Genomic DNA, 20,010 nt, shown 5'->3' with positions numbered 1-20,010 from the left:
AGCAGACGTCGCTACACCGTAGCAAGGATCTCGAGGTGCCCGCCACTCACCGGACGGCGGCCACGTCACTCCCCATCACGACCGCCGGGAAATCCGCGATCGACTCCAGGATGTGGGTCGCCCCGCCGGCGGTCAGCCGATCGCGGCTGTGCACCCCGGTCAGCACTCCGGCCACCACGGAAGCCCCCGCCCGGCGGGCGGAGAGCATGTCGCTCTCGGTGTCGCCGGCGACGGCGACCTCGCGGACGTCTTCGACGCCCAGCTTCATGACAGCGGTGAGGATCATGTCGGGGTAGGGCCGCCCTCGGCCGCAGTCTTCGGGCGAGAGGGCGAGGTCGACGCGGTCGTACCAGCCGAGGGCGCCCAGGATGCGGCCCATGGTCCCTCGGGAGAAGCCGGTCACCAGGGCGATCTTGATGCCGGCGCCGCGCAGTTTCTCCAGTGCTTCGACGGTTCCGGGGAGCGGCGTGACGCCGGCACGCTCGATGGACCCCTCGTAGGAGCGCTCGAAGGTCAGGTTGGCGGCCTGGGCCTGCGCCTCGTTGTCGGGGAAGATGCCCCGGAATACGTCGATCTTGGGGCATCCCCGGGACCGGTGCACATGCACCATCGCGCGTGCGTACGCGCTGGTCCCGGGGACGATTCCCTGCGTCGCGATCGACTCGGCGAACGCCCGTTCGACCAGGGCGATGTCGCCGATCGTGGTGCCCGCCAGGTCGAGGCAGGCCAGCTTGATCACGAAGATCAGTTCTCGCTGCCGGTCGCCTCGGTCCACAGGTCGAGCTCGGCCCGATCGGCCTGGACCTTGCGCCAGAACAGCAGGCCAACGACGGCAACGATGGCAAGAAGGAGCAGCTTCTTCATAGTGATGACCCCATTTCCCGGGTGAGACAAACGCCCGGTTCCGCCCCCGGGCCGCGCGCCGAATACAACACTTTATCCCCCCGAGGATTTCAGCCGTGAAAGCCGTACCGAGGAGGGCTCTGCTATCAGCGAAAGAGACGAGACCCCAGGTGAGCCACGAGCTTAGCCCCGCACCAACCCCTGCGTCAGCCGCACTCCGGTGACTCCGGAGGCCCCACGAATCGCGCCGATACCGGCTCCCACACTCCCACAGTCGACCACACGATCGACACCGAACCCGCCCTTCCGGGACATCCGGCTTGCCGCCAGAGACCGGTTCCAGGACTTGATACAGGGGAGCCGGGACCCCTCAGGCCATCGATCAGCGCGTGGAAAACGGCCGAAGCGCCTCACGACCCAGGACCTCAGCCCTGCTGCGGCTCCTCCTTGGGAAACATCGAGATCACCCCGCGCGAGTCCGCGATGAGAGACCGCCAGACGACCCGAACCCCGTCACGCTGTAACCACCTGAGGCCCTTTCGCCAGCATGGCCACCAGAAACATGGCAGCCCAACGGCAACCTTCAGCACCGGAATTGCGCGGGACATATTCGCCGACTTCACGTCATCTCGAGGACCATTTCCCGGGACGAGCTGACTTCGCCTGGCTAGGCGAAACGTCGCGCGACGCCGACCGAAAGATACTGACCGCAGACCAGCTCACCGGCCGTCTAGAAGGCGCTGATCAGCGCCGTTGCGCGCAGACGCGAAACCTCGCCGAGCCCTGGTGGCCGCAGCCAACCGAGGCACACCACGCGAAAACCAGATCGCCAGCCCTCAACAGCCTCAATCACCATCCGGGCAGCTCCCCAGACGCAAACCGCCGCCGCAGCCCCAGCAGCGGCGACCGAGCCCAACCGATCGCGGCTCATTTCACCCGGCCCCAGAGCCTCTGATCAGCACCGCCGCAGCTCAATCCGCCGCGCAGCATCGACGGAGGCGACCAGCCCCCAGAAATCCCAGAATCAGCACCATGGCAGCTCACACAGGCCTGACACGCTGCCCAGCGCCGATCAAGGCATACCAGCGCAACTCAACCCAGCGGCCTCCGATCAGCCTCGCCGCATGGCCCCAGCAGCACCGAATTAGTCGCGGACTCAACGCCGTCGCCAGGACCATTTCCCGGAACGAACTCACTCCGACTGGGGTCGCGAAGCGTCGCACGGCAACAACCCCGCGGACCAGCTCGCTGACCCTTCAGAAGGCGCTGATCAGCGCGTTGCACGCAGACGCGAAACCTCGCAGGCCCTCAGCCAACCCAGGCATACCGGCCGCAGCTCAGCCCACCGGCCCGCGAAAACAACCCCAAACCAGCCCCCGCCGCACCGCAAGTCAGCCCCGCGACAACCCCACCGTCAGCCGCACCGTGGTCCCCTCAGGCGCCGTACTCACCACGATCGTCGTCAGCCGGTGCATCAGCCACAGTCCCCGCCCACCCGTAGGAGTCCGCGACGGCCCGCCCGCGATGCCCGGCCCCCCGTCGGACACCTCGCACAACACCCGCTCCCCCTCGCGCCACAACCGCAGTTCCCGCGGCGACTGCGCATAGCGCACCGCATTGGTCACCGCCTCGTGGATGGCGAGGACGAAATCGTCGAGGCCCAGCCCCGACAACCCGACCGCCCCGGCGCATTCGTGGACGCGCCGACGCACCTCGGGCACGGTCGATTGGTCGAGGTCGAGGGACAGAAGGAGGTCGTTCGCCACCGGCACCGCCTCCTGGGATTTCGACTACCGCCCAGCCTAGGCCAGTTGACGCCCTATCTCGGCGAGCATCTCCTCCTGATCGTTGACCAACCGGCGGGCGAGGTCGGCGGTCGGGGAGTGGTCGCCGACGGCGAGGACGATCCGGCCGATGGTCATGCCCGCTTCGAGGTGGCGGGACATGAGGCCGTACCAGGCGCTGTCGAAGGCCTGGCCGGTGAGGCCCTGCAGTTTGGCGAACTCGGCGTCGGTCACGTTGCCCGGTCCGATGGGGCGGGCGCCGCCGGGGGGTTCGGCGACTTCCCAGGTGGAGAGCCAGTTCGCCATCATCTGCAGGTCGGCGGGGCCCTGGGCCCTGATCTCGGCCGAGGCGGCCTTGACCCAGTCGCTGTACGCCCGTCCCTTGGCCATCTCGGCCAGCTGCAGGGTCTGCCGGTGGTGGGGGATCATCTCCAGGGAGAACCGCACGTCTGGATCCGCCGGATCCGTACCGGAACACGCGACGACCAGCAGCAGTACGAAGCTGGTCGCCAATAGCCGAATCGCGCTCATCAGCCGGAGGTACGTGTGATGACCCGGTCAGGTTCAGGTTCTACGGTGGAAAGGCGAAATCCAGGGTCAGGAAGATGGAGCGGGTGTGGACACGATCAAGCGTGAACGGGAACTCGATCTCCGCCAGCTGCTCGCCGGTCTGACGGCGGTCCGCGACGGCGACTTCGGCACCCGGCTCCCCACCGACGACGGCGACGGTCTGCTGAAGGAGATCGCGACCGTCTTCAACGGCATGGTCGACCAGCTCTCCCTGTTCACCAGCGAGGTGACCCGGGTCGCGCGCGAGGTCGGCACCGAGGGTCAGCTGGGCGGTCAGGCCGACGTGCCGGGCGTCTCGGGCACCTGGAAAGACCTGACCGACTCGGTGAACGCGATGGCCGGCAACCTGACCGACCAGGTGCGTGACATCGCGCAGGTGGCGACGGCGGTGGCGAAGGGCGACCTGAGCCGCAAGATCACGGTGGACGTCCGGGGCGAGATCCTGGAGCTGAAGAACACCCTGAACACGATGGTCGACCAGCTTTCCAGCTTCGCCGACGAGGTGACGCGCGTGGCCCGCGAGGTCGGCACCGACGGACGCCTCGGCGGGCAGGCCGACGTGCAGGGCGTGTCGGGCACCTGGCGCGACCTCACCGACTCGGTGAACTTCATGGCCGGCAACCTGACCGACCAGGTGCGGTCGATCGCGCAGGTCACCACGGCCGTGGCGAAGGGCGACCTGTCGCAGAAGATCACCGTCGACGCCCGGGGCGAGATCCTGGAGCTGAAGAACACCATCAACACGATGGTCGACCAGCTCAGTTCGTTCGCCGACGAGGTCACCCGCGTGGCCCGTGAGGTCGGCACCGACGGACGCCTCGGCGGCCAGGCCGACGTGAAGGGCGTCTCGGGCACCTGGCGCGACCTCACCGACTCGGTCAACTACATGGCCGGCAACCTCACCGACCAGGTCCGCAACATCTCCCAGGTGGCCACGGCGGTGGCCCGGGGCGACCTGTCGCAGAAGATCACCGTGAGCGCGCGCGGGGAGATCCTCGAACTCAAGAACACCCTGAACACGATGGTCGACCAGCTGTCCAGCTTCGCCGACGAGGTGACGAGGGTCGCGAGAGAGGTCGGCACCGAAGGGCGCCTCGGCGGCCAGGCCGACGTGAAGGGCGTCTCGGGCACCTGGAAGGCCCTCACCGAGTCGGTCAACGTCATGGCCGACAACCTCACCGCGCAGGTCCGCTCCATCGCCGAGGTCACCACGGCGGTCGCCAAGGGCGACCTGACCCAGAAGATCCGCGTGGACGCCCGAGGCGAGATCATGGAGCTGAAGGAGACCATCAACACGATGGTCGACCAGCTCAGCGCCTTCGCCGACGAGGTCACCCGCGTCGCCCGCGAGGTCGGCACCGAGGGGAACCTGGGCGGCCAGGCCACCGTGCGGGGGGTGTCGGGCACCTGGAAGGACCTGACCGACAACGTCAACGTGATGGCGTCCAACCTGACGAGCCAGGTGCGGTCGATCGCCCAGGTCGCCACGGCGGTGGCCCGGGGCGACCTGAGCCAGAAGATCACCATCGAGGCGCGCGGCGAGGTCGAGGCGCTGGCCGCGACCCTGAACCGGATGGTCGACACGCTGAGCGCCTTCGCCGACGAGGTCACCCGTGTCGCCCGCGAGGTCGGCACCGAGGGCCAGCTGGGCGGTCAGGCGCGGGTGCCCAACGTGGCCGGCACCTGGAAGGACCTCACCGACAACGTCAACTCGATGGCCAACAACCTGACCAACCAGGTGCGGAACATCGCCCAGGTCACCACGGCGGTGGCGCAGGGCGACCTGACCAGGAAGATCGACGTCGACGCGCGCGGCGAGATCCTGGAGCTGAAGACCACCATCAACACGATGGTCGACCAGCTCTCCAGCTTCGCCGCCGAGGTCACCCGCGTCGCCCGCGAGGTCGGTTCCGAAGGCCGGCTCGGCGGCCAGGCCGAGGTCGAGGGTGTCTCCGGTACGTGGAAGCGCCTCACCGAGAACGTCAACGAGCTGGCCGGGAACCTGACGCGCCAGGTGCGCGCCATCGCCGAGGTGACCAGCGCCGTGACCTCGGGCGACCTGGCCCGGTCGATCACCGTCGACGCCTCGGGCGAGGTCGCCGAGCTGAAGGACAACATCAACTCGATGGTGAAGTCGCTGCGCGAGACGACGCTCGCCAACAAGCAGCAAGACTGGCTCAAGACCAACCTGGCCGGCATCTCCGGCCTCACCCAGGGCCACCGCGACGTGGCCGTGGTGGCCGAGCTGGTCATGAACGAACTGGCCCCCCTGGTCAACGCCCAGTACGGCACCTTCCTCCTGGTCGAGGAGACCGGCACCCTCCAGGTGGTCGGCAGCTACGGCCACCGCGACCACGACCGCCGCTACGAGTTCGGCGAGTCGCTCGTCGGCCAGGCCGCCGCGGCCAGGGAGCCGATCCTGGTCGAGGACATCGCCCCCGGCTACCTGACGATCTCCTCCAGCCTCGGCTCGGCCGGCCCGGTCAACCTGATCGTGTTGCCGATCGTGGTCGAAGACCAGGTCCTGGGCGTGATCGAGCTGGCCAGCCTCAACCGCTTCACCGCGATCCACCGCACCTTCCTGAGCCAGCTGGTCGAGACGATCGGCGTGAACGTCAACACGATCGTCGCCAACGCCCGTACCGACACCCTGCTGGTCGAGTCGCAGCGCCTGGCCACCGAGCTCCAGGTCCGGCAGGAGGAGCTCCAGCGCTCCAACGCCGAACTGGAGGAGAAGGCCGAGCTGCTGGCCCAGCAGAACCGCGACATCGAGACGAAGAACAGCGAGATCGAGCAGGCCCGCCAGGAGCTCGAAGACCGGGCGCAGCAGCTCGCGCTGGCGTCCAAGTACAAGAGCGAGTTCCTCGCCAACATGAGCCACGAGCTGCGTACACCCCTGAACTCGCTGCTCATCCTGGCCCAGTTGCTCGCGCAGAACCCGGCGCGCAACCTGACCGCCAAGCAGGTCGAGTACGCCAACGTCATCCACTCGGCCGGCACCGACCTGTTGCAGCTCATCAACGACATCCTCGACCTGTCGAAGATCGAGGCCGGGAAGATGAACATCACGCTGGAGGCCATGCCGCTGCGGCAGCTGCTCGACTACGTCGAGGCGACCTTCCGGCCGCTGACCACGGAGAAGGGCCTGCGCTTCGACGTCGTCGTGGGGCCCGACGTGCCGACCCACCTGCTCATGGACGAGCAGCGCCTCCGCCAGGTGCTCAGGAACCTGCTGTCAAACGCGATCAAGTTCACCGAACGCGGCTCGGTGGAGCTGCGGATCGAGCGGTCGCAGGACGACATGCTCGCCTTCCACGTCGTCGACACCGGCATCGGCATCGCCGAGGGCAACCTGTCGCAGATCTTCGACGCCTTCCAGCAGGCCGACGGCACCACGAGCCGCCGCTACGGCGGCACCGGCCTGGGCCTGTCGATCAGCCGAGAGATCGCCGCGCTGCTCGACGGCGAGATCAGAGCGGTCAGCAAGCTCGGCGAAGGGTCGACGTTCAGCCTGTTCATCCCGCTGGCCGAGGCGATGCCGATGATCCAGCCGCCGCGCCTCGACCCGCCGCGCCGGATCGTGCGCATCCCGCTGACCCGCGAGGGCCGCCATCTGCTGGTGGTCGAGTCGCGCCCCAACGGCCTGCTGGCCCAGCTGGCCGAGTCGGTGGTCGCCGACCTCGGCGAGTCGCACGGCCCGGTCTGGGTGTCGACGGCCAACGACCCCGATTCGGCGATGACCGCGCTGATGCAGGGCGGCTACCAGTGCATCGTGCTCGACCTGGGCATGCCGCAGGACGCCGCCGCCGAGTTCCTGCGCCGCCTCGACGAGCACCACGCCCTGCGGGAGGTCCCGATCCTGGCCCACCACACCCGCACGCTCACCCGCCCGCAGGAGAACCTGCTCCAGGGCCGGTCGAACACCCAGCCGCTGGAGCGCCTGCCCAGCCTCGACGAACTACGCGAACGCATCACTTTGCACCTGACCGCGCAGGACCCGGGCGCGGTGCTGCCGCTCGTGGAGGCGAGCCCCGACGAGCGTCCACAGGCTGTGGATAACGTCGACACCGGCCTGGTCGGCCGAAAGGTCCTGGTGGTGGACGACGACGTCCGCAACGTCTTCGCGCTGACCAACATCCTGGAACTGCACGGAATGCAGGTCCTGTACGCCGAGAACGGCCGCAAGGGCATCGAGGTGCTGGCCCGTCACGAAGACGTCGACCTCGTCCTGATGGACATCATGATGCCCGAGATGGATGGCTACGCCGCCACGGCCGCCATCCGCAAGATGCCCCGCTTCGCCAACCTGCCGATCATCGCCGTCACCGCCAAGGCCATGCACGGCGACCGCGAGAAGACCCTGTCGGCGGGCGCGAGCGACTACGTCACCAAGCCCGTCGACGCCGAAGAGCTGATCACCCGCATGCAGCAGTGGCTGGAGTTCTAGGGAAGGGTCAGCCGGAACAGCGCACCGCGCGGGCTGTCCGCGATCGTCAGCGTGCCGCCGTGGGCGACGACGATCTCCCGCGCGATGGCGAGCCCGAGCCCGGCCCCGCCGGCGTCGCGGTCGCGCGCCTCGTCGAGCCGGGTGAACCGGTGGAAAACGGTCTCCCGGTGCTCCTCGGCGATGCCCGGCCCGTCGTCGAGCACCTCCAAGACGGGGCCGGGCGCGACCCGTACCGAAACGCTCGACGAGCGGTGCCGCACCGCGTTGGCGATCAGGTTCGTGATCACCCGGGTGAGCTGCGCGGGGGAGCCCTGCACCACCACGCCGGGCGCGATGTCCAGATCGATCGGTACGGGACATCGCAGCGCCTCCTCCGTCGCGAGTTGCCCCAGATCGACCTCCTGGAGGCGCAACGGCTCCCCGGCGTCGAGCCGCGCCAGCACCAGCAGGTCGGCGGCGAGCGCCTGGAGCCGGGTGACGTCGGTCAGCGACTCCTTGGCCAGCGCAGGGGCGTCGCGTTCGCCGAGCTCCAGCCGGGTGCGCAGGGTGGCGATCGGGCTGCGCAGCTCGTGGGCGGCGTCGGCGACGAACCGTTTGTGCAGGCCGACGGCGGTTTCGAGACGGTCGAGCGTGCCGTTGACCGTGGTGGCCAGGGCGGCGATCTCGTCGCGGGCGTGCGGTTCGGGCACCCGCTGGTGCAGGTCGCGGGCGGTGATGTCGGCCAGTTTCGCGCGGATCGCCGACACGGGCGCGAGCGCCCGGCCGACCGAGAACCAGGTCAGCGCGGCCACCATGGCGAGCAGCACCGGAATGCCGACGACCAGCACCCAGGTCAGCGTCTGCAGCGCCAGCTGGGTCGGCGCGAGCGAGGCGCGGACCGAGACGGTGGTGGTCGCGTCGAGAGCGCGGGTGGCGGTGACGAACCCGTCGCCGGCGGCGACGGTCCCCACGGGCAGGGCCGGATCGAGATGCCCGACGATCACGTTCGGATCGGTGATCGAGATCGACCCACCGGTCGCCCGCAACCCGGTCACTCCGGTCACGCCGGCGGCGGGCTCCCCCGGCTGGGTGATCACGACCGTGCCGGCGGCGTCGGCCCTGACCGCGGAGATCGGCCCGGCCTCCTCATGGATGACGAGCGGACCGAGCGGCTGAGCGGGCGCGGGTGACGTGACCGGGGTGACCGGCGTGAACGACTCGGCCGGGGAGGCGATCAGCGTGGCGACCTGGTCGGCGCGGCGGCCCGCCTCGTCGGCGGCCCCGGTGAGCAGGCTGGTGCGCAGCACCCCGATCAGCACCGCCGAGGCGATCCCCAGGGCGGCGGCCACGATGACGGTGACCGTCACGGTGGCGCGCAGGCGTACCGACCAGCCGCTCATGATTCGAGCCGGTAACCGGCGCCCCGGACGGTGACCAGCGACGTGCGGCCGAAGGGCGCGTCGATCTTGCGGCGCAACGCGCTGATGTAGACCTCGATGATGCTCGGGTCGCCGTCGTACGCGAAATCCCACGCCTGGGCCAGCAGGTCGGCCTTGGAGACGACCTCCCCCGGACGTCTGGCCAGCGCGTGCAGCACGGCGAACTCCTTGGGCGTGAGGGCGATCCCCGTTTCGCCCCGGCGGCAGCGCAGCCCGGCCGGGTCGACGACCAGGTCTCCCACGGTCAGCGCGACCGGCCGGGCCGACTTGCCGCGCCGGACCAGCGCGCGGAGCCGGGCCAGCAGGACCACATAGGAGAACGGTTTCGACAGGAAGTCGTCGGCACCGGTGTCGAGGGCCTCGGCCTCGTCGTATTCGCCGTCCTTGGCGGTGAGGATCATGATCGGGGTCCAGTTCCCGTCGTCACGCAGGCGGCGGCAGACGGCGTAGCCGTTGAGCCGGGGGAGCATCACGTCGAGCACGATCGCGTCGTAGTCGTGCTCCCCCGCCAGCCAGAGCCCTTCCGCGCCGTCGTGCGCGACGTCGACCGCGAACCCCTCGTCGGCCAGGCCCGACTTCACCAGGTCGGCCAGACGCCGTTCGTCCTCCACCAGCAGCACGCGCATCCGGCCAGCCTGGCAAAGGGCACCTAAAGCCAACCTGAAGAGGCGTCCTTCAGCCTGGCTTCAGGTAGGCCCCGCCAGTGTGGCTGATCAACCGAACGAAGGAGATGTTCCACGTGAAACACCGCCGCCTGGCCGTATCGGGCCTGCTGGCCCTGGCTGTCACCTTCGGCGTGACCGGCGCCGCCAACGCCACCGACGACACCCCGACCCTCAAGCCGGTCGGGGGCTCCATCGCCTGCACGGCCGGGGCCGAGGGCATCGAGATCAAGGAAGGCGTCGTCACCATCGACGGCAAGGAGGTCACCAGCCTCTCCCTCACCAAGGCCATCCCGGCCACCCCCGCCGAACCCGGCGCCCAGACCGGCGGCGCGGGCGTCGCCTCGGCGGTCCCGGTCTCCCCGGAGAAGGCAGGGCCGACCGACGTGGTAATCGCCGCTCCCCTCCCCGGACAGCCCGGAGAGCCCGGCGGACCCGTGACGCTGCGCGCGCAGCCGTTCCCCGGCAAGCCCGGCGACCCCGTCGAGTTCGGCAAGGTGGTCGCCGCGATCCCGGCGGGCGAGGCAGGCGTCAAGGCGAGCGTCGACGCGGCACAGCCGGCCGCTCCCGAAGGCCCGACGCACACCACCACCGAAGAGCCCGGCGAGGCCGGCCCCACCTTCTCCAGCGACGGCCCCAACGCACCCGACGGCGCCAAGGTCGTCTGCTTCGCCACCGCGGTCCCGGCCGAATCGGCCGCCCCCCTGGCTCCCGCAGAGAACTGACCCGCTACAGCTTGGGGACGAACCGGCCCGTTCGGGCTGTGTAGGCGGTGAAGGCCGCTCCGTGGACCCGGGCCAGGTAAGGCTCCTCGACCACCCTCACCTGGATCTCGACCGCTGCGATCAGGGAGACAAGGGCGGCGAGGGAGATCCAGGTCGGTACCAGGAGGGGGAGTCCGGCCAGGGCGACGACCATCGCGGTGAAGATCGGGTTGCGGACGAGCCCGAAGACGCCGGTGGTCACCAGGTCGGTGCGTTCGTCCGCGTCGACGCCGACGCGCCAGGAGGGGCCCATGGCGTGTTGGGCGGCGAGGGTCAGGATCAGCCCGGCGATCGCGAACAGGAGCCCCACGGCCATCGGCTCCCGCGACGCCGGGGTGATCCCGGCCAGTTCCAGGACCGGCGCGGCCACCGTGAGCGCGATGCTCAGGATGAAGAGCATTCCGCCCCACCAGCCGAGGCTGAGGACCGGCTCTCGGATGCCGACGAAGCCGGTGCTCCCGGTGGCCCGCCATTGGGCCCAGCTCCGGTAGCCGAAGGCCAGGGCGAGGCCCAGGCCGTAGATGAGTAACGCGGGGAGGCTCATTCCTCGCTCCGGTGGACGGGGCCGTGGGGGTCGGCGCAGTGGCCGTCGCCGATGGTCAGCATGTCGGGGTGGGCGTGGTCGACCTGGAGGGTGGTGTGCTCGATGCCGTAGGCGTCGTGGACGAGCTTCTCGGCGGCCAGCCGGGCCGCGTGGCAGTCGGAGCCGGGGGTGACGAGGATGTGCGCCGAGAGGGCGGCGTACCCGGAGGTGACCTCCCAGATGTGCAGGTCGTGCACCTCGACGACGTCGGGGATGCCGGCCAGCCGCCGGCCGGTCTCGGCGGGGTTGAGGCCCACGGGGGCGGCCTCCATGAAGACCCGGCCGGCGTCGCGGACCAGCCCCCACCCGGCCTTGACCATCAGCAGGGCGACGACCAGGGCGGCGACGGCGTCGGCGCGGGCCCAGCCGGTGAAGTAGACGACGAGTCCGGCGACCGTGGTGGCGATGAACGCGAACAGGTCGTTGAGGATGTGCTGGTAGGCGCCTTCGACGTTGAGCCGCGACCGGTCGGCCTTGCGCAGCAGCCAGGTCGCGATCAGGTTGATCACGATGCCCGCGAGGCCGGTGAAGACGACGAACAGGCCCTCGACCTCGGGCGGGGAGATGAGCCGGCGCACGCCTTCGTACACGAAGAAGGCGGCCAGCAGCAGCAGGGTGATGCCGTTGAGCTGGGCTGAGATGATCTCGGCGCGTTTGAGGCCGTAGGTGAAGCCGCCGCGCGGCGGCCGGGCCGCGATGCGCATGGCGACGAGGGCGAAGAAGATGGCGAACGCGTCGGTCAGCATGTGACCGGCGTCGGTGATCAGCGCCAGCGATCCGGCGATGAAGCCGATGACCACCTCGACGGCCATGAACGCGATGATGAGCGCCAGCGCCGCGCTGAGGTAACGCCGGTCGGCGTCCTGCGAGACGGCGTGGCCATGCCCGTGCCCGTGGTCACTCACCGGTCTTCCCGTCGTGCCGCATGTGGGTGATGGCCAGGTCGAACAGCAGCCGCACGTGGGAGTCGGCCAGCTGGTAGTAGGCCATCCGCCCGGCCCGCCGCACCTTGACCACCCGGTGGCCGCGCAGCAGCCGCAGCGCGTGGGAGGCCGCCGACATGCTCTGCCCGGTGGCCGCCGCCAGGTCGCACACGCACATCTCGCCGCCTTCGAGGAGGGCGGCCAGCAATCGGAGGCGCCCGGGGTCGGCGAGCAGCCCGAACACCTCGGAAAGGTCGCCGACCAGGTCGTCGTCGGGCATCACGGAACGGACGTGGGCCACGCGCTCGGCGTCGACGCACGCGTCGGGGGCGATGGCCACTACGACATTTGAACGATTATTCATACGTCGATGCTAAAACAACGGGCCGCCCCCCGGAAGGGGACGGCCCGCGGTTGGTTGTGGACTACCCGTCAGAAGCGGTTGTAGTAACCGCCCAGCTGATCCCGGTAGAGCGGGTCCTTGAAGGTCGTCTCGTCGTACTCGGGAGCGTTCTTGATCTCTTCCTTCGTACGCGCGACGAACACCTTCTGCTGCTGCGGATCGATCTCGGTGACCGTGCCGGCAGGCAGGACGACCTTCTTACCGAAGATCCACGGACCGGTGTCGACGACGAGGTAGCTGTCGCCCACCTCGTAGTTCGACTCGTCCACGGAGCCGATCTTTCCGTCTGTCGCCTCGACCGCGAATCCGGTCACGTCCAGGGTCGTGGTGGGATCCTGTACGCCCTGACGGTAGGTCCAGAGGTTGTCGTTCGGCTGCATGATGCCTTCGCTCTCCTTTGTGGGGGTTGCGGTTGTGGCACCACATCCACTGCCCCGCCGAACCGCGCTAAACATGCCGTTTCGCGGCGATCGTCTCGGGCAACCCCTGACTGAAGGGGGCGAACAACCATGACAGAACCCGATGACCAGGGCATTCAAGACGTCGATCTCGACGCGGAAGACCTCGTGGAGGACACCGACCATCCGATCGGCCTCGACGACGACCCCGACGACGACTCCCTCGACCGGCGGCTGTCCGCCGAGGAGCCCGAGGCCCATCTGCACCACGCCCGCGAGGAGCGCGAGGGCGCCGGACGCCTGGTCGACCCCGACCAGGGCTCACGCGAGGACGTCGACGACGAACTCGTCGGAGACGACGCCGGAAACGACGACGGGCGTTATTCGGCCGAGGAAGCGGCGATGCGGGTGGAACGCGATATGTGATCTAAACCACAAATCCGGAAATGTCGGGTCATGATCCGCGTGGATGAGCCTCGTCCCATAACATCCGTTACAACCGAGGCTGCAGCCGCGAAGGAGAAGGACGTGACGTCCGAGGAGCAGGCCCCCGCGGGAATCGACCCATCGGTTCCGAGCGTGGCCCGGATCTACGACTACTGGCTCGGCGGCAAGGACAACTTCGCGTCCGACCGCGCGGCGGCCGACAAGTTATTGGAGTTCGTGCCCGACGCCCGGGAGATGTGCCGGGAGAATCGGGCCTTCCTCACCCGGACGGTCTCGTTGATCGCCGGTGAGGGCGTCGACCAGTTCGTCGACATCGGCAGCGGCCTGCCCACCCAGGACAACACCCACCAGGTGGCGCAGCGCGTGAATGCCGACGCGCGGGTCGTGTACGTCGACAACGACCCCATCGTGCTGGTGCACGGCCGGGCTCTGCTCGAGGAGAACACGAACACCCGGGTCGTCAACGGAGATCTGCGGAAACCCGGCGCCCTGCTGAGCGATCCCGAGGTGACCGAGCTCGTCGACTTCAGCCGGCCGGTGGCCGTGCTGCTGCTTTCGATCCTGCACTTCGTCAACGACGACGACGAAGCCGGTGCGATCATGGCGGAGATCCGGTCGAGGCTCGCCCCCGGCAGCTACGTGGTGCTGGCCCACGGCTTCCCCGGCGAGATGAGCGACGACAAGCTCGAGTCGGTGCGGGAGGTCTATGCGAAGACCGCTCCCGGCGGTGTGACCGGCCGGTCCCGCGCGCAGATCGCGAGTTACTTCGAGGGTATGGAGGTCGTCGAGCCCGGAATCGTGCCCAGCGAGGCCTGGCGCCCCGACGTTCCGTGGGACGTTCCGGTCGACTTCACCAAACACAGCGTGCTCGGAGTGGTCGCGCGGGTCCGCTAGGCCATGACCAGGTGCTCGGGCGCGCGGTGCGGGATCGCGACCGTGCAGTCGGGCATCAGCAGACCGGTGTCGTCGAACAGCACGACGCCGTTGCACAGCAGGCTCCAGCCCTGTTCGGGGTGGGCCGCCACGACGTGGGCGGACGAGCGGTCGGAAGCGTAAGCGGACGGACAGTGCGGCTGGTGCTGACACATGATGGGCACCTCTCCCCAGGTGGTGCGGTTTGATGTTCTTCTCTGTCGGCCTCAGTAAGGCAGGAGGCGACCTGATGGAGTGCGGAGGTCGAGACTCGGCTGAGGCGCCTTCGGCGGCTTCGGCCGGATGCGGATCTGCTTCATCCTCATCACGATCCTTTAGCTGTAGGTCGGACCGACTCGGACGTGCACCCCTTCATCATCTCAACCGCGACCGACAGTTTCCTCGTCTTTTTGCGGGTTCGGGATGCTTCTCCGGGCTGACTTGTGGCCCATGGACTTATCGCTTCAATCGTGCTAACGGATGACCTTCAGGTCTTAAAGGTTCAACTCTCTTGTCGATCAAAGCCAGGCGACTCGCGGCTCTCACCGCTTCCCTCGTGATCGTCGCTTCCGGTCTTGCCGTTCGGGCGGTCTTCGAGGGCCCCTTCGCCAAATACTGCGGCACTTCGTTGTACTCATCCTTTATAACCACTTTTGCCCTTGCATGGTTCCCACGGACACGACCTTTTCTCGCCGCTGGGGCCTCTGTGATCTTCTGCTGGGCCGTCGAGTTCACGCAGCTCACCCCCCTCCTGGCGGAACTCGCGGCCCGATTCCCCGTGTCCGCAGTGGTTTTCGGAACCACCTTCAATTGGCCTGATCTTTTCTGGTACGTCGTCGGCGCCCTCGCGGCGGCCGGATTTTTTACCTGGCTGGAGCAGAGGAATTCGAGGGCAAAGGATGACGATCGTCGACGATCTTTGACCCGAGGCCCGAAGGCCACCAGATCCGGTCTCCGGCGTCGATCGTGAGGGCCGTCAGCAGCACCGACCTGACCACGAACGTGTCGAGCAGCACGCCGAACGCGACGATGAATCCGATCTCGGCCAGCACCACCAGAGGCAGCACCCCCAGGACGGCGAAGGTCGCGGCGAGCACCACCCCGGCCGAGGTGATGACCCCGCCGGTGGCCGACAACGCGATGAGCGCGGCCTTCCTGGTGCCGTGTTCGGCGGTCTCCTCGCGGACGCGGGTGATCAGGAAGATGTTGTAGTCGACCCCCACTGCCACCAGGAAGACAAACGCCAGCAGGGGCACGCCTGTTTCCGTCGCGGCGAATCCGAAGACGTGCGTGAAGATCAGGCCCGACACCCCCAGCGTGGCCGCGAACGAGAGCACGACCGTGGCGATGACCAGCAGCGGCGCGACCACGGCCCGGAGCAGGATGCCGAGGATGACCACGATCACGACCAGGATGAGCGGGATGATCAGCCGGGCGTCGTGCTCGGAGGCGAGTTCGGCGTCGAGGGCCTCGGCGACGGTGCCGCCGACCTGCGCGCCGGGGATCTCCCTGAGCCGTTCGACGGTCTCCGGGTCCTTGACCGAGCCGTTGATGAGCGCATTGGGGCCGGCCACGACCGGCTCGGCGACCGACGTCACGCCGGGGTCGGCGTCCAGGGCGGTCTTGACCTGCGCGGCCTGCGCGGCGGGGGCGATGACGACCAGGGAGCCGTCCTGGGTGGCGGGGAAGTTCTTGGCGAGCAGTTCGGCGCCGATGACGGAGTCGGGGCGGCCCCGGTAGGTGTCGGCGTCGGCCAGGGGGCCGATGGTGATCACGCTGAGCGTGGCCGCCATCCCGGCCAGCACGACGGTGGTGGCGATCCAGGTCTTGCGGGGGCGGCGCTCCACGGCCGAGCCGATGCGGCTCCAGATCCCGGCCGAGGTCTCGGCGGTGCCGTACCGGGGGATCCGGGGCCAGAAGACCCCGCGCGGGACCAGCACCAGCAGGGCGGGCAGCAGCGTCAGCATGGCGATCAGGGCGCAGACCACACCGGCGGCGCAGACCGGGCCGAGGCCGCGGGTGGCGCTCTGGTCGGCGGCGAGCAGGCAGAGCAGGGCCGCGACGACGGTCGCGGCGCTGGCCACGATCGCGGGGGCGGCGCGTTTCCAGGCCACGGTCATGGCCGTCACCCGGTTCTCGTGCCGGGTGAGCTCCTCGCGGTAGCGGGCCACGAGCAGCAGGGCGTAGTCGGTGGCGATGCCGAAGACCAGCACGAGCAGGATGCCGCCGCTCTGCCCGCTGACGGTGAAGTCGGCGTAACGGGCCAGCAGGTAGGCGCCCGCCTGGGCGCTGACCAGCGCGGCCCCGGCCGAGAAGAAGGGGATGAGCCAGAGCAGCGGCCCCCGGTAGGTGAGCAGCAGCACGACGATGACCACGATCGAGGTCGCGATGAGCAGCGTCAGGTCGATGGAGCCGAACACCTCGATGGCGTCGGCGCTCTGCCCGGCCGGACCGGTCACGTAGGCCCCCGGCCCGGCGAGTTCCCGCAGCCGGTCGACCTCGGCGGTCAGCGATTCGAGGTCACCGCCTTCGAGCGGCACCACCGCCCGCACCACGTTCCCGGACGCCTCGGCCCGGGGGAAACTCTCCTTGACCTCCTCGACCGACTTGTCCTCCCAGACGATGATCGCCGGGATCTGCCCGCCCTGTGAGAAGGCCCGCCTGGCCTGCTCGACCTGGGTCGACTCGGCGCTGGCGGGCAGGTAGGCCGAGGGGTCGTTGTTCCTGACCTCCTCGAGCTTCCCGCTCAGCATTCCGGCTCCGGCCAGCAACACCAGCCAGACCGCCAACGTCAGCCATGCCCGTTTCATCACACTCTCCTCGTCAAAGCTAAGGGACCTTAGCATCAACTTCGCGGCACGGACCGCTTCGGTTGCATCGGAGAATCGATGTCATGGACGACCTGCCCACCTGGCCCACCGGACGCCTGCTGCTGGTCGCCGCCCGGCTGGTCGAACGCGAGTGGAACCACATCCTGGCCGGCCACGGCCTCACCCACGCCGGTTTCCTGGTGCTGCACACCCTGGCCGAAGGGCCGCTGGCCCAGCGCGAGCTCGCCGTCCGCACCTACGTGGAGGAGCAGACCATCGGCCCGGTGCTCGAACGCCTCGAACGCGCCGGGCACGTGACGAGGGAACGCGACCGGGCCGACCGCCGCCGGATCGTGGTGACCAGAACCGCGTCGGGCGCCGAGGTGTACGACGCCCTCACGGCCGCCGACGCGGCGGAGTCGATCATCACGGTCCGGGATCTGGGGGCGTTCCGTGACGACCTGATGAGGATCATCACGAAGATCCGCCCTACGTAGCCACGTACACCGAGATGGCGAACGGCCGGTCGGCGTCCTCGACGACCTGTTCGGCGGACAGTTTGAGGCCGGCGTCGAAGAAGCGGTGCAACCGCCGGGCCTCCGGCCACGGATGCACGCTGAGGAGCACGGCCTCCGGAGCAAGTAGCCCGCAGAGCCGCGCCGAGGCGTCCTCCAGCCGGCCGCCGAGGTAGTAGAGGGTCTCCGAGCAGACGACGAGGTCGTAGTGCCCGGTCAGCGAGAACAGGTCGGCCTGCAGGAAACGGACCGACGGCGCGTTACGACGAGCCCGGGTCAGGGCGGTCTCGGAGATGTCCACGCCGGTGATCTCGGCGTCAGGACGCGCGGCGGCCAGCATCCCGGTGAAGACGCCCTCGCTGCACCCCACGTCGATGATCCGGCGGTAGTCCCGGTCGGGCAGCGCTTTCAGGGTCTCCTCGTACTTGCGCCGCTCGTAGGGGCTCGTCGCGTGGAGCCAGGGGTCGGGGCTGCGGTGCCACCAGTCGAAGTAGCGCCGGAGGACGAGCGACTGCCGGTGGGGGGTCAGCAGGGAGATCGTCCGGAAGAGGGTGCGGTGGAGCAGGTCGGAGAGCTGGGCCAATGCGCTTCCTCTCGAAGGGGATGTAAAACAAACTAGACACGATGTACAACTTGCTTTACCTTCAGGCTATGACAATGCTGGAAAAACGGGCATGGGTCTACCTACTGGTCACCGTCGTCATCTACGGGGGCTACGTCGTGGTGGTGCTCAGCCGGAGCGGCTCGGGACCGCTCACCGAAGTCGACTATGTACCCGTCCTGCTCTGGTCACTAGGGATCTCCATCGGCGCGTCGATCGTGGTCGGCATCGTCGCCGGGATGATCGGCGACCGCAGCACCCGGACCGACGTCCGCGACAAGGAGATCGACCAGCTCGGCGACCGGATCGGCCAGGCGTTCGCGGTCATCGGGGCGCTCGGCGCGTTCGTGCTCGCGCTCGTCGAGGCCCCCTACTTCTGGATCGCCAACGCGATCTACCTCGGGTTCGCCCTGTCGATGATCGTCGGCTCGCTGGCCAAGGTCGTCGCCTACCGCCGAGGCGGATTCCAGCAGTGGTGAAGCCCACGAAGGTCACCAACACGATCCGGGCGCTGCGCTTCGCCAACGGGGAGATGACCCAGGCGGAGCTCGCCGACCGGCTCGGCGTCACCCGTCAGACCGTCATCGCCATCGAGGCCGGCCGCTACTCGCCCTCGCTGGAGATGGCCTTCCAGATCGCCCGCGTTTTCGACGTCTCCTTGGAAGAGGTGTTCCAGTACCCGTGAAAGCCATGGTGCACAGGACCTACGGCCACTTAGAGCTGGCCGAACTGCCCGTCCCCGCCGTCAAGGACGACGAGGTGCTGATCCGCGTCAAGGCCGCCGGGGTCGACCCCGGCGCCTACTACCGGATGGTCGGGATCCCGTATCTGGTCAGGTTCATGGGCTTCGGGTTCTCCCGGCCCAACCAGCCCGTCGCCGGCGGCGACGTCGCCGGGGTGGTCGAGAAGGTCGGCGCGAAGGTCACCCGCCTGAAGGTCGGCGACGAGGTCTTCGGCGCCTCCGAGGGCAGCTTCGCCGAGTTCGTCGTCGCCAAGGAGGGCCTGCTGGCCCACAAGCCGCCCAACGTCAGCTGGGAACAGGCCGCGGCCGTGCCCACCTCGGCGACCACCGCGCTGCGCGGCGTCAAGACTGCGGGCCCCGGCAAGAAGGCGCTGGTCGTGGGGGCCGGCGGCGGCGTGGGAACGTTCCTGGTGCAGCTCCACGAGGGCGAGGTCACCGCCGTGTGCAGCGGCGCGAAAGCCGACCTGGTCCGCAAGCTCGGCGCCGCCCACGTCGTCGACTACACCAAGGACGACCTCGGCACCGGCCGCTACGACGTGATCTACGACGTCTACGGGGGCCGCGACATCAACGTGCTGCGCCGCCGGCTCACCCCGAACGGGAAGCTGATCCTCCTCGGCGGGAAGCCGAAGGGGAAGGTGATCGGCATCGGCCGGACCCTGCGCGCGATGCTGCTCAACCCGTTCATCCGCCAGCAGATCGTGATGCTGTTCGTGTTCCCGACCACGCGGGAGTTCGAGGAACTGGGCGAACGGCTCGCCGACGGCACGCTGGTCCCCGCGCTCGACCGGACCTTCCCGCTGAGCGAGACGAAGGAGGCCATCGCCCACGTCATGGCCGGCCGAGCGAAGGGGAAGAGCGTCATCACCCTGTGAAAGTCGCCACCTCCCTGATCAGCTCGTGTACGCGGACGGCCTGATGTTCCAGGCCCGACCCGACCTCTCCCAGTAGTTCCGCCGCGGCCCGCAACAACTCCTCGGCCCGCCGCTCCCGGTTCTCCGCCGCCGCCATCACCTTGGCGGGATCGACCGTCACCATCGCGGACAGCCGCTCGTTCTCCTGGTGCAGCCAGCGCAGGCTGCTCTCCACCTCGTTGAGGAACACGTCGACCTCGGCCAGGTCGTATCCCTCACGCAGTCGTCCGGTCGTGAACACCTTGGTCCGTACGTCCTCCGGTGTCAGCACCAT

At 68.8% G+C, this 20,010-nt stretch carries 23 protein-coding genes; 9 read left to right on the top strand and 14 right to left on the bottom strand.

The annotated features are described in order from the left end of the window. Window positions 1–46 precede the first annotated feature (46 nt). The 4 genes from AW274_RS08930 to AW274_RS08920 form a co-directional block, all read right to left on the bottom strand. On the bottom strand, window positions 47–775 hold the full coding sequence (locus AW274_RS08930; protein ID WP_232320047.1) for an HAD-IA family hydrolase: 729 nt from the start codon (window positions 773–775) through the stop codon (window positions 47–49). Then, on the bottom strand, window positions 745–864 hold the full coding sequence (locus tag AW274_RS41860; RefSeq protein WP_212735470.1) for a DLW-39 family protein: 120 nt from the start codon (window positions 862–864) through the stop codon (window positions 745–747). The genes AW274_RS08930 and AW274_RS41860 overlap by 31 nt, the downstream gene beginning before the upstream one ends. A gap of 1,370 nt (window positions 865–2,234) precedes the next feature. Then, window positions 2,235–2,609 (bottom strand): ATP-binding protein, encoded by a 375-nt coding sequence (locus AW274_RS08925; protein WP_062430585.1) that lies wholly within the window; start codon window positions 2,607–2,609, stop codon window positions 2,235–2,237. A 36-nt stretch (window positions 2,610–2,645) separates the two neighbouring features. Next, window positions 2,646–3,158 (bottom strand): DUF305 domain-containing protein, encoded by a 513-nt coding sequence (locus tag AW274_RS08920; protein ID WP_083973947.1) that lies wholly within the window; start codon window positions 3,156–3,158, stop codon window positions 2,646–2,648. Window positions 3,159–3,252: 94 nt separating this feature from the next. Between AW274_RS08920 and AW274_RS08915 the strand changes: the two genes are divergently transcribed. Continuing rightward, window positions 3,253–7,644 (top strand): HAMP domain-containing protein, encoded by a 4,392-nt coding sequence (locus AW274_RS08915; RefSeq protein ID WP_439648765.1) that lies wholly within the window; start codon window positions 3,253–3,255, stop codon window positions 7,642–7,644. Here AW274_RS08915 and AW274_RS08910 read toward each other — a convergent pair. Together AW274_RS08910 and AW274_RS08905 are read right to left on the bottom strand one after the other, a co-directional pair. After that, entirely contained in the window at window positions 7,641–9,023 is a 1,383-nt protein-coding gene (locus AW274_RS08910; protein ID WP_062430582.1) for a sensor histidine kinase, read from the bottom strand. The two genes, AW274_RS08915 and AW274_RS08910, sit on opposite strands and share 4 nt — an antisense overlap. After that, window positions 9,020–9,688 carry a response regulator transcription factor gene (locus tag AW274_RS08905; protein ID WP_062430581.1) on the bottom strand — a complete coding sequence of 223 codons (669 nt, stop codon included), beginning with the start codon at window positions 9,686–9,688 and terminating at the stop codon, window positions 9,020–9,022. The genes AW274_RS08910 and AW274_RS08905 overlap by 4 nt, the downstream gene beginning before the upstream one ends. Window positions 9,689–9,801: 113 nt before the next feature. On the opposite strand from AW274_RS08905, the gene AW274_RS08900 reads away from it, so the two are divergent. Beyond that, window positions 9,802–10,449, top strand: coding sequence for a hypothetical protein (locus AW274_RS08900; RefSeq protein WP_157519926.1), 648 nt, complete (start codon window positions 9,802–9,804; stop codon window positions 10,447–10,449). A 4-nt stretch (window positions 10,450–10,453) separates the two neighbouring features. Here AW274_RS08900 and AW274_RS08895 read toward each other — a convergent pair whose 3' ends face one another. From AW274_RS08895 to AW274_RS08880, 4 genes are all read right to left on the bottom strand, one after another. Beyond that, on the bottom strand, window positions 10,454–11,032 hold the full coding sequence (locus AW274_RS08895; RefSeq protein ID WP_062430579.1) for a methyltransferase family protein: 579 nt from the start codon (window positions 11,030–11,032) through the stop codon (window positions 10,454–10,456). Next, window positions 11,029–11,976 carry a cation diffusion facilitator family transporter gene (locus AW274_RS08890; RefSeq protein WP_062430578.1) on the bottom strand — a complete coding sequence of 316 codons (948 nt, stop codon included), beginning with the start codon at window positions 11,974–11,976 and terminating at the stop codon, window positions 11,029–11,031. Before AW274_RS08890 ends, AW274_RS08895 begins: the two co-directional genes overlap by 4 nt. After that, window positions 11,969–12,334, bottom strand: coding sequence for an ArsR/SmtB family transcription factor (locus AW274_RS08885; protein WP_232320045.1), 366 nt, complete (start codon window positions 12,332–12,334; stop codon window positions 11,969–11,971). Before AW274_RS08885 ends, AW274_RS08890 begins: the two co-directional genes overlap by 8 nt. A 92-nt stretch (window positions 12,335–12,426) precedes the next feature. Next, on the bottom strand, window positions 12,427–12,777 hold the full coding sequence (locus tag AW274_RS08880) for a hypothetical protein (RefSeq protein WP_062430576.1): 351 nt from the start codon (window positions 12,775–12,777) through the stop codon (window positions 12,427–12,429). A gap of 129 nt (window positions 12,778–12,906) precedes the next feature. Between AW274_RS08880 and AW274_RS08875 the strand changes: the two genes are divergently transcribed. Together AW274_RS08875 and AW274_RS08870 are read left to right on the top strand one after the other, a co-directional pair. Then, window positions 12,907–13,221, top strand: coding sequence for a DUF5709 domain-containing protein (locus AW274_RS08875; protein WP_062430575.1), 315 nt, complete (start codon window positions 12,907–12,909; stop codon window positions 13,219–13,221). A 102-nt stretch (window positions 13,222–13,323) separates the two neighbouring features. Next, window positions 13,324–14,136 carry an SAM-dependent methyltransferase gene (locus AW274_RS08870; RefSeq protein ID WP_062430574.1) on the top strand — a complete coding sequence of 271 codons (813 nt, stop codon included), beginning with the start codon at window positions 13,324–13,326 and terminating at the stop codon, window positions 14,134–14,136. Here the strand turns inward: AW274_RS08870 and AW274_RS08865 are convergent. Next, a complete protein-coding gene (locus tag AW274_RS08865; protein WP_062340876.1) occupies window positions 14,133–14,330 on the bottom strand; it encodes a DUF5999 family protein in 198 nt (65 codons plus the stop codon). The two genes, AW274_RS08870 and AW274_RS08865, sit on opposite strands and share 4 nt — an antisense overlap. 380 nt (window positions 14,331–14,710) lie before the next feature. Between AW274_RS08865 and AW274_RS42925 the strand changes: the two genes are divergently transcribed. Continuing rightward, the gene (locus tag AW274_RS42925) at window positions 14,711–15,124 is read left to right on the top strand and encodes a ribosomal maturation YjgA family protein (protein WP_369408632.1); all 414 of its coding nucleotides are present in this window, start codon (window positions 14,711–14,713) and stop codon (window positions 15,122–15,124) included. Here AW274_RS42925 and AW274_RS08860 read toward each other — a convergent pair. Then, window positions 15,018–16,964 (bottom strand): MMPL family transporter, encoded by a 1,947-nt coding sequence (locus AW274_RS08860; protein ID WP_062430573.1) that lies wholly within the window; start codon window positions 16,962–16,964, stop codon window positions 15,018–15,020. The two genes, AW274_RS42925 and AW274_RS08860, sit on opposite strands and share 107 nt — an antisense overlap. 83 nt (window positions 16,965–17,047) lie before the next feature. Here AW274_RS08860 and AW274_RS08855 point away from each other — a divergent pair, with 83 nt between their 5' ends. Continuing rightward, window positions 17,048–17,461 carry a MarR family winged helix-turn-helix transcriptional regulator gene (locus AW274_RS08855; protein WP_062430572.1) on the top strand — a complete coding sequence of 138 codons (414 nt, stop codon included), beginning with the start codon at window positions 17,048–17,050 and terminating at the stop codon, window positions 17,459–17,461. Here AW274_RS08855 and AW274_RS08850 read toward each other — a convergent pair. Beyond that, the gene (locus tag AW274_RS08850) at window positions 17,454–18,062 is read right to left on the bottom strand and encodes a class I SAM-dependent methyltransferase (protein WP_062430571.1); all 609 of its coding nucleotides are present in this window, start codon (window positions 18,060–18,062) and stop codon (window positions 17,454–17,456) included. The genes AW274_RS08855 and AW274_RS08850 overlap by 8 nt on opposite strands. A gap of 68 nt (window positions 18,063–18,130) precedes the next feature. On the opposite strand from AW274_RS08850, the gene AW274_RS08845 reads away from it, so the two are divergent. Genes AW274_RS08845 through AW274_RS08835 form a run of 3 tightly spaced genes read left to right on the top strand, consistent with a single transcriptional unit; the run spans window position 18,131 to window position 19,697 of the window. Further along, on the top strand, window positions 18,131–18,559 hold the full coding sequence (locus tag AW274_RS08845) for a hypothetical protein (RefSeq protein WP_062430570.1): 429 nt from the start codon (window positions 18,131–18,133) through the stop codon (window positions 18,557–18,559). After that, window positions 18,556–18,765, top strand: coding sequence for a helix-turn-helix transcriptional regulator (locus AW274_RS08840; protein ID WP_425460169.1), 210 nt, complete (start codon window positions 18,556–18,558; stop codon window positions 18,763–18,765). Before AW274_RS08845 ends, AW274_RS08840 begins: the two co-directional genes overlap by 4 nt. 5 nt (window positions 18,766–18,770) lie before the next feature. Continuing rightward, window positions 18,771–19,697 (top strand): NAD(P)-dependent alcohol dehydrogenase, encoded by a 927-nt coding sequence (locus tag AW274_RS08835; protein WP_198169097.1) that lies wholly within the window; start codon window positions 18,771–18,773, stop codon window positions 19,695–19,697. On the opposite strand, the gene AW274_RS42595 is transcribed toward AW274_RS08835, so the two are convergent. Beyond that, window positions 19,687–20,010 (bottom strand): DivIVA domain-containing protein, encoded by a 324-nt coding sequence (locus AW274_RS42595; protein ID WP_062430568.1) that lies wholly within the window; start codon window positions 20,008–20,010, stop codon window positions 19,687–19,689. The genes AW274_RS08835 and AW274_RS42595 overlap by 11 nt on opposite strands.

Source organism: Herbidospora daliensis, assembly GCF_001570585.1.
In the GTDB taxonomy this organism is placed as follows: Bacteria; Actinomycetota; Actinomycetes; order Streptosporangiales; family Streptosporangiaceae; genus Herbidospora; species Herbidospora daliensis.
The sequence above is the reverse complement of the archived record's forward strand: the minus strand, read 5'-3'. Positions and strand labels throughout refer to the sequence as shown.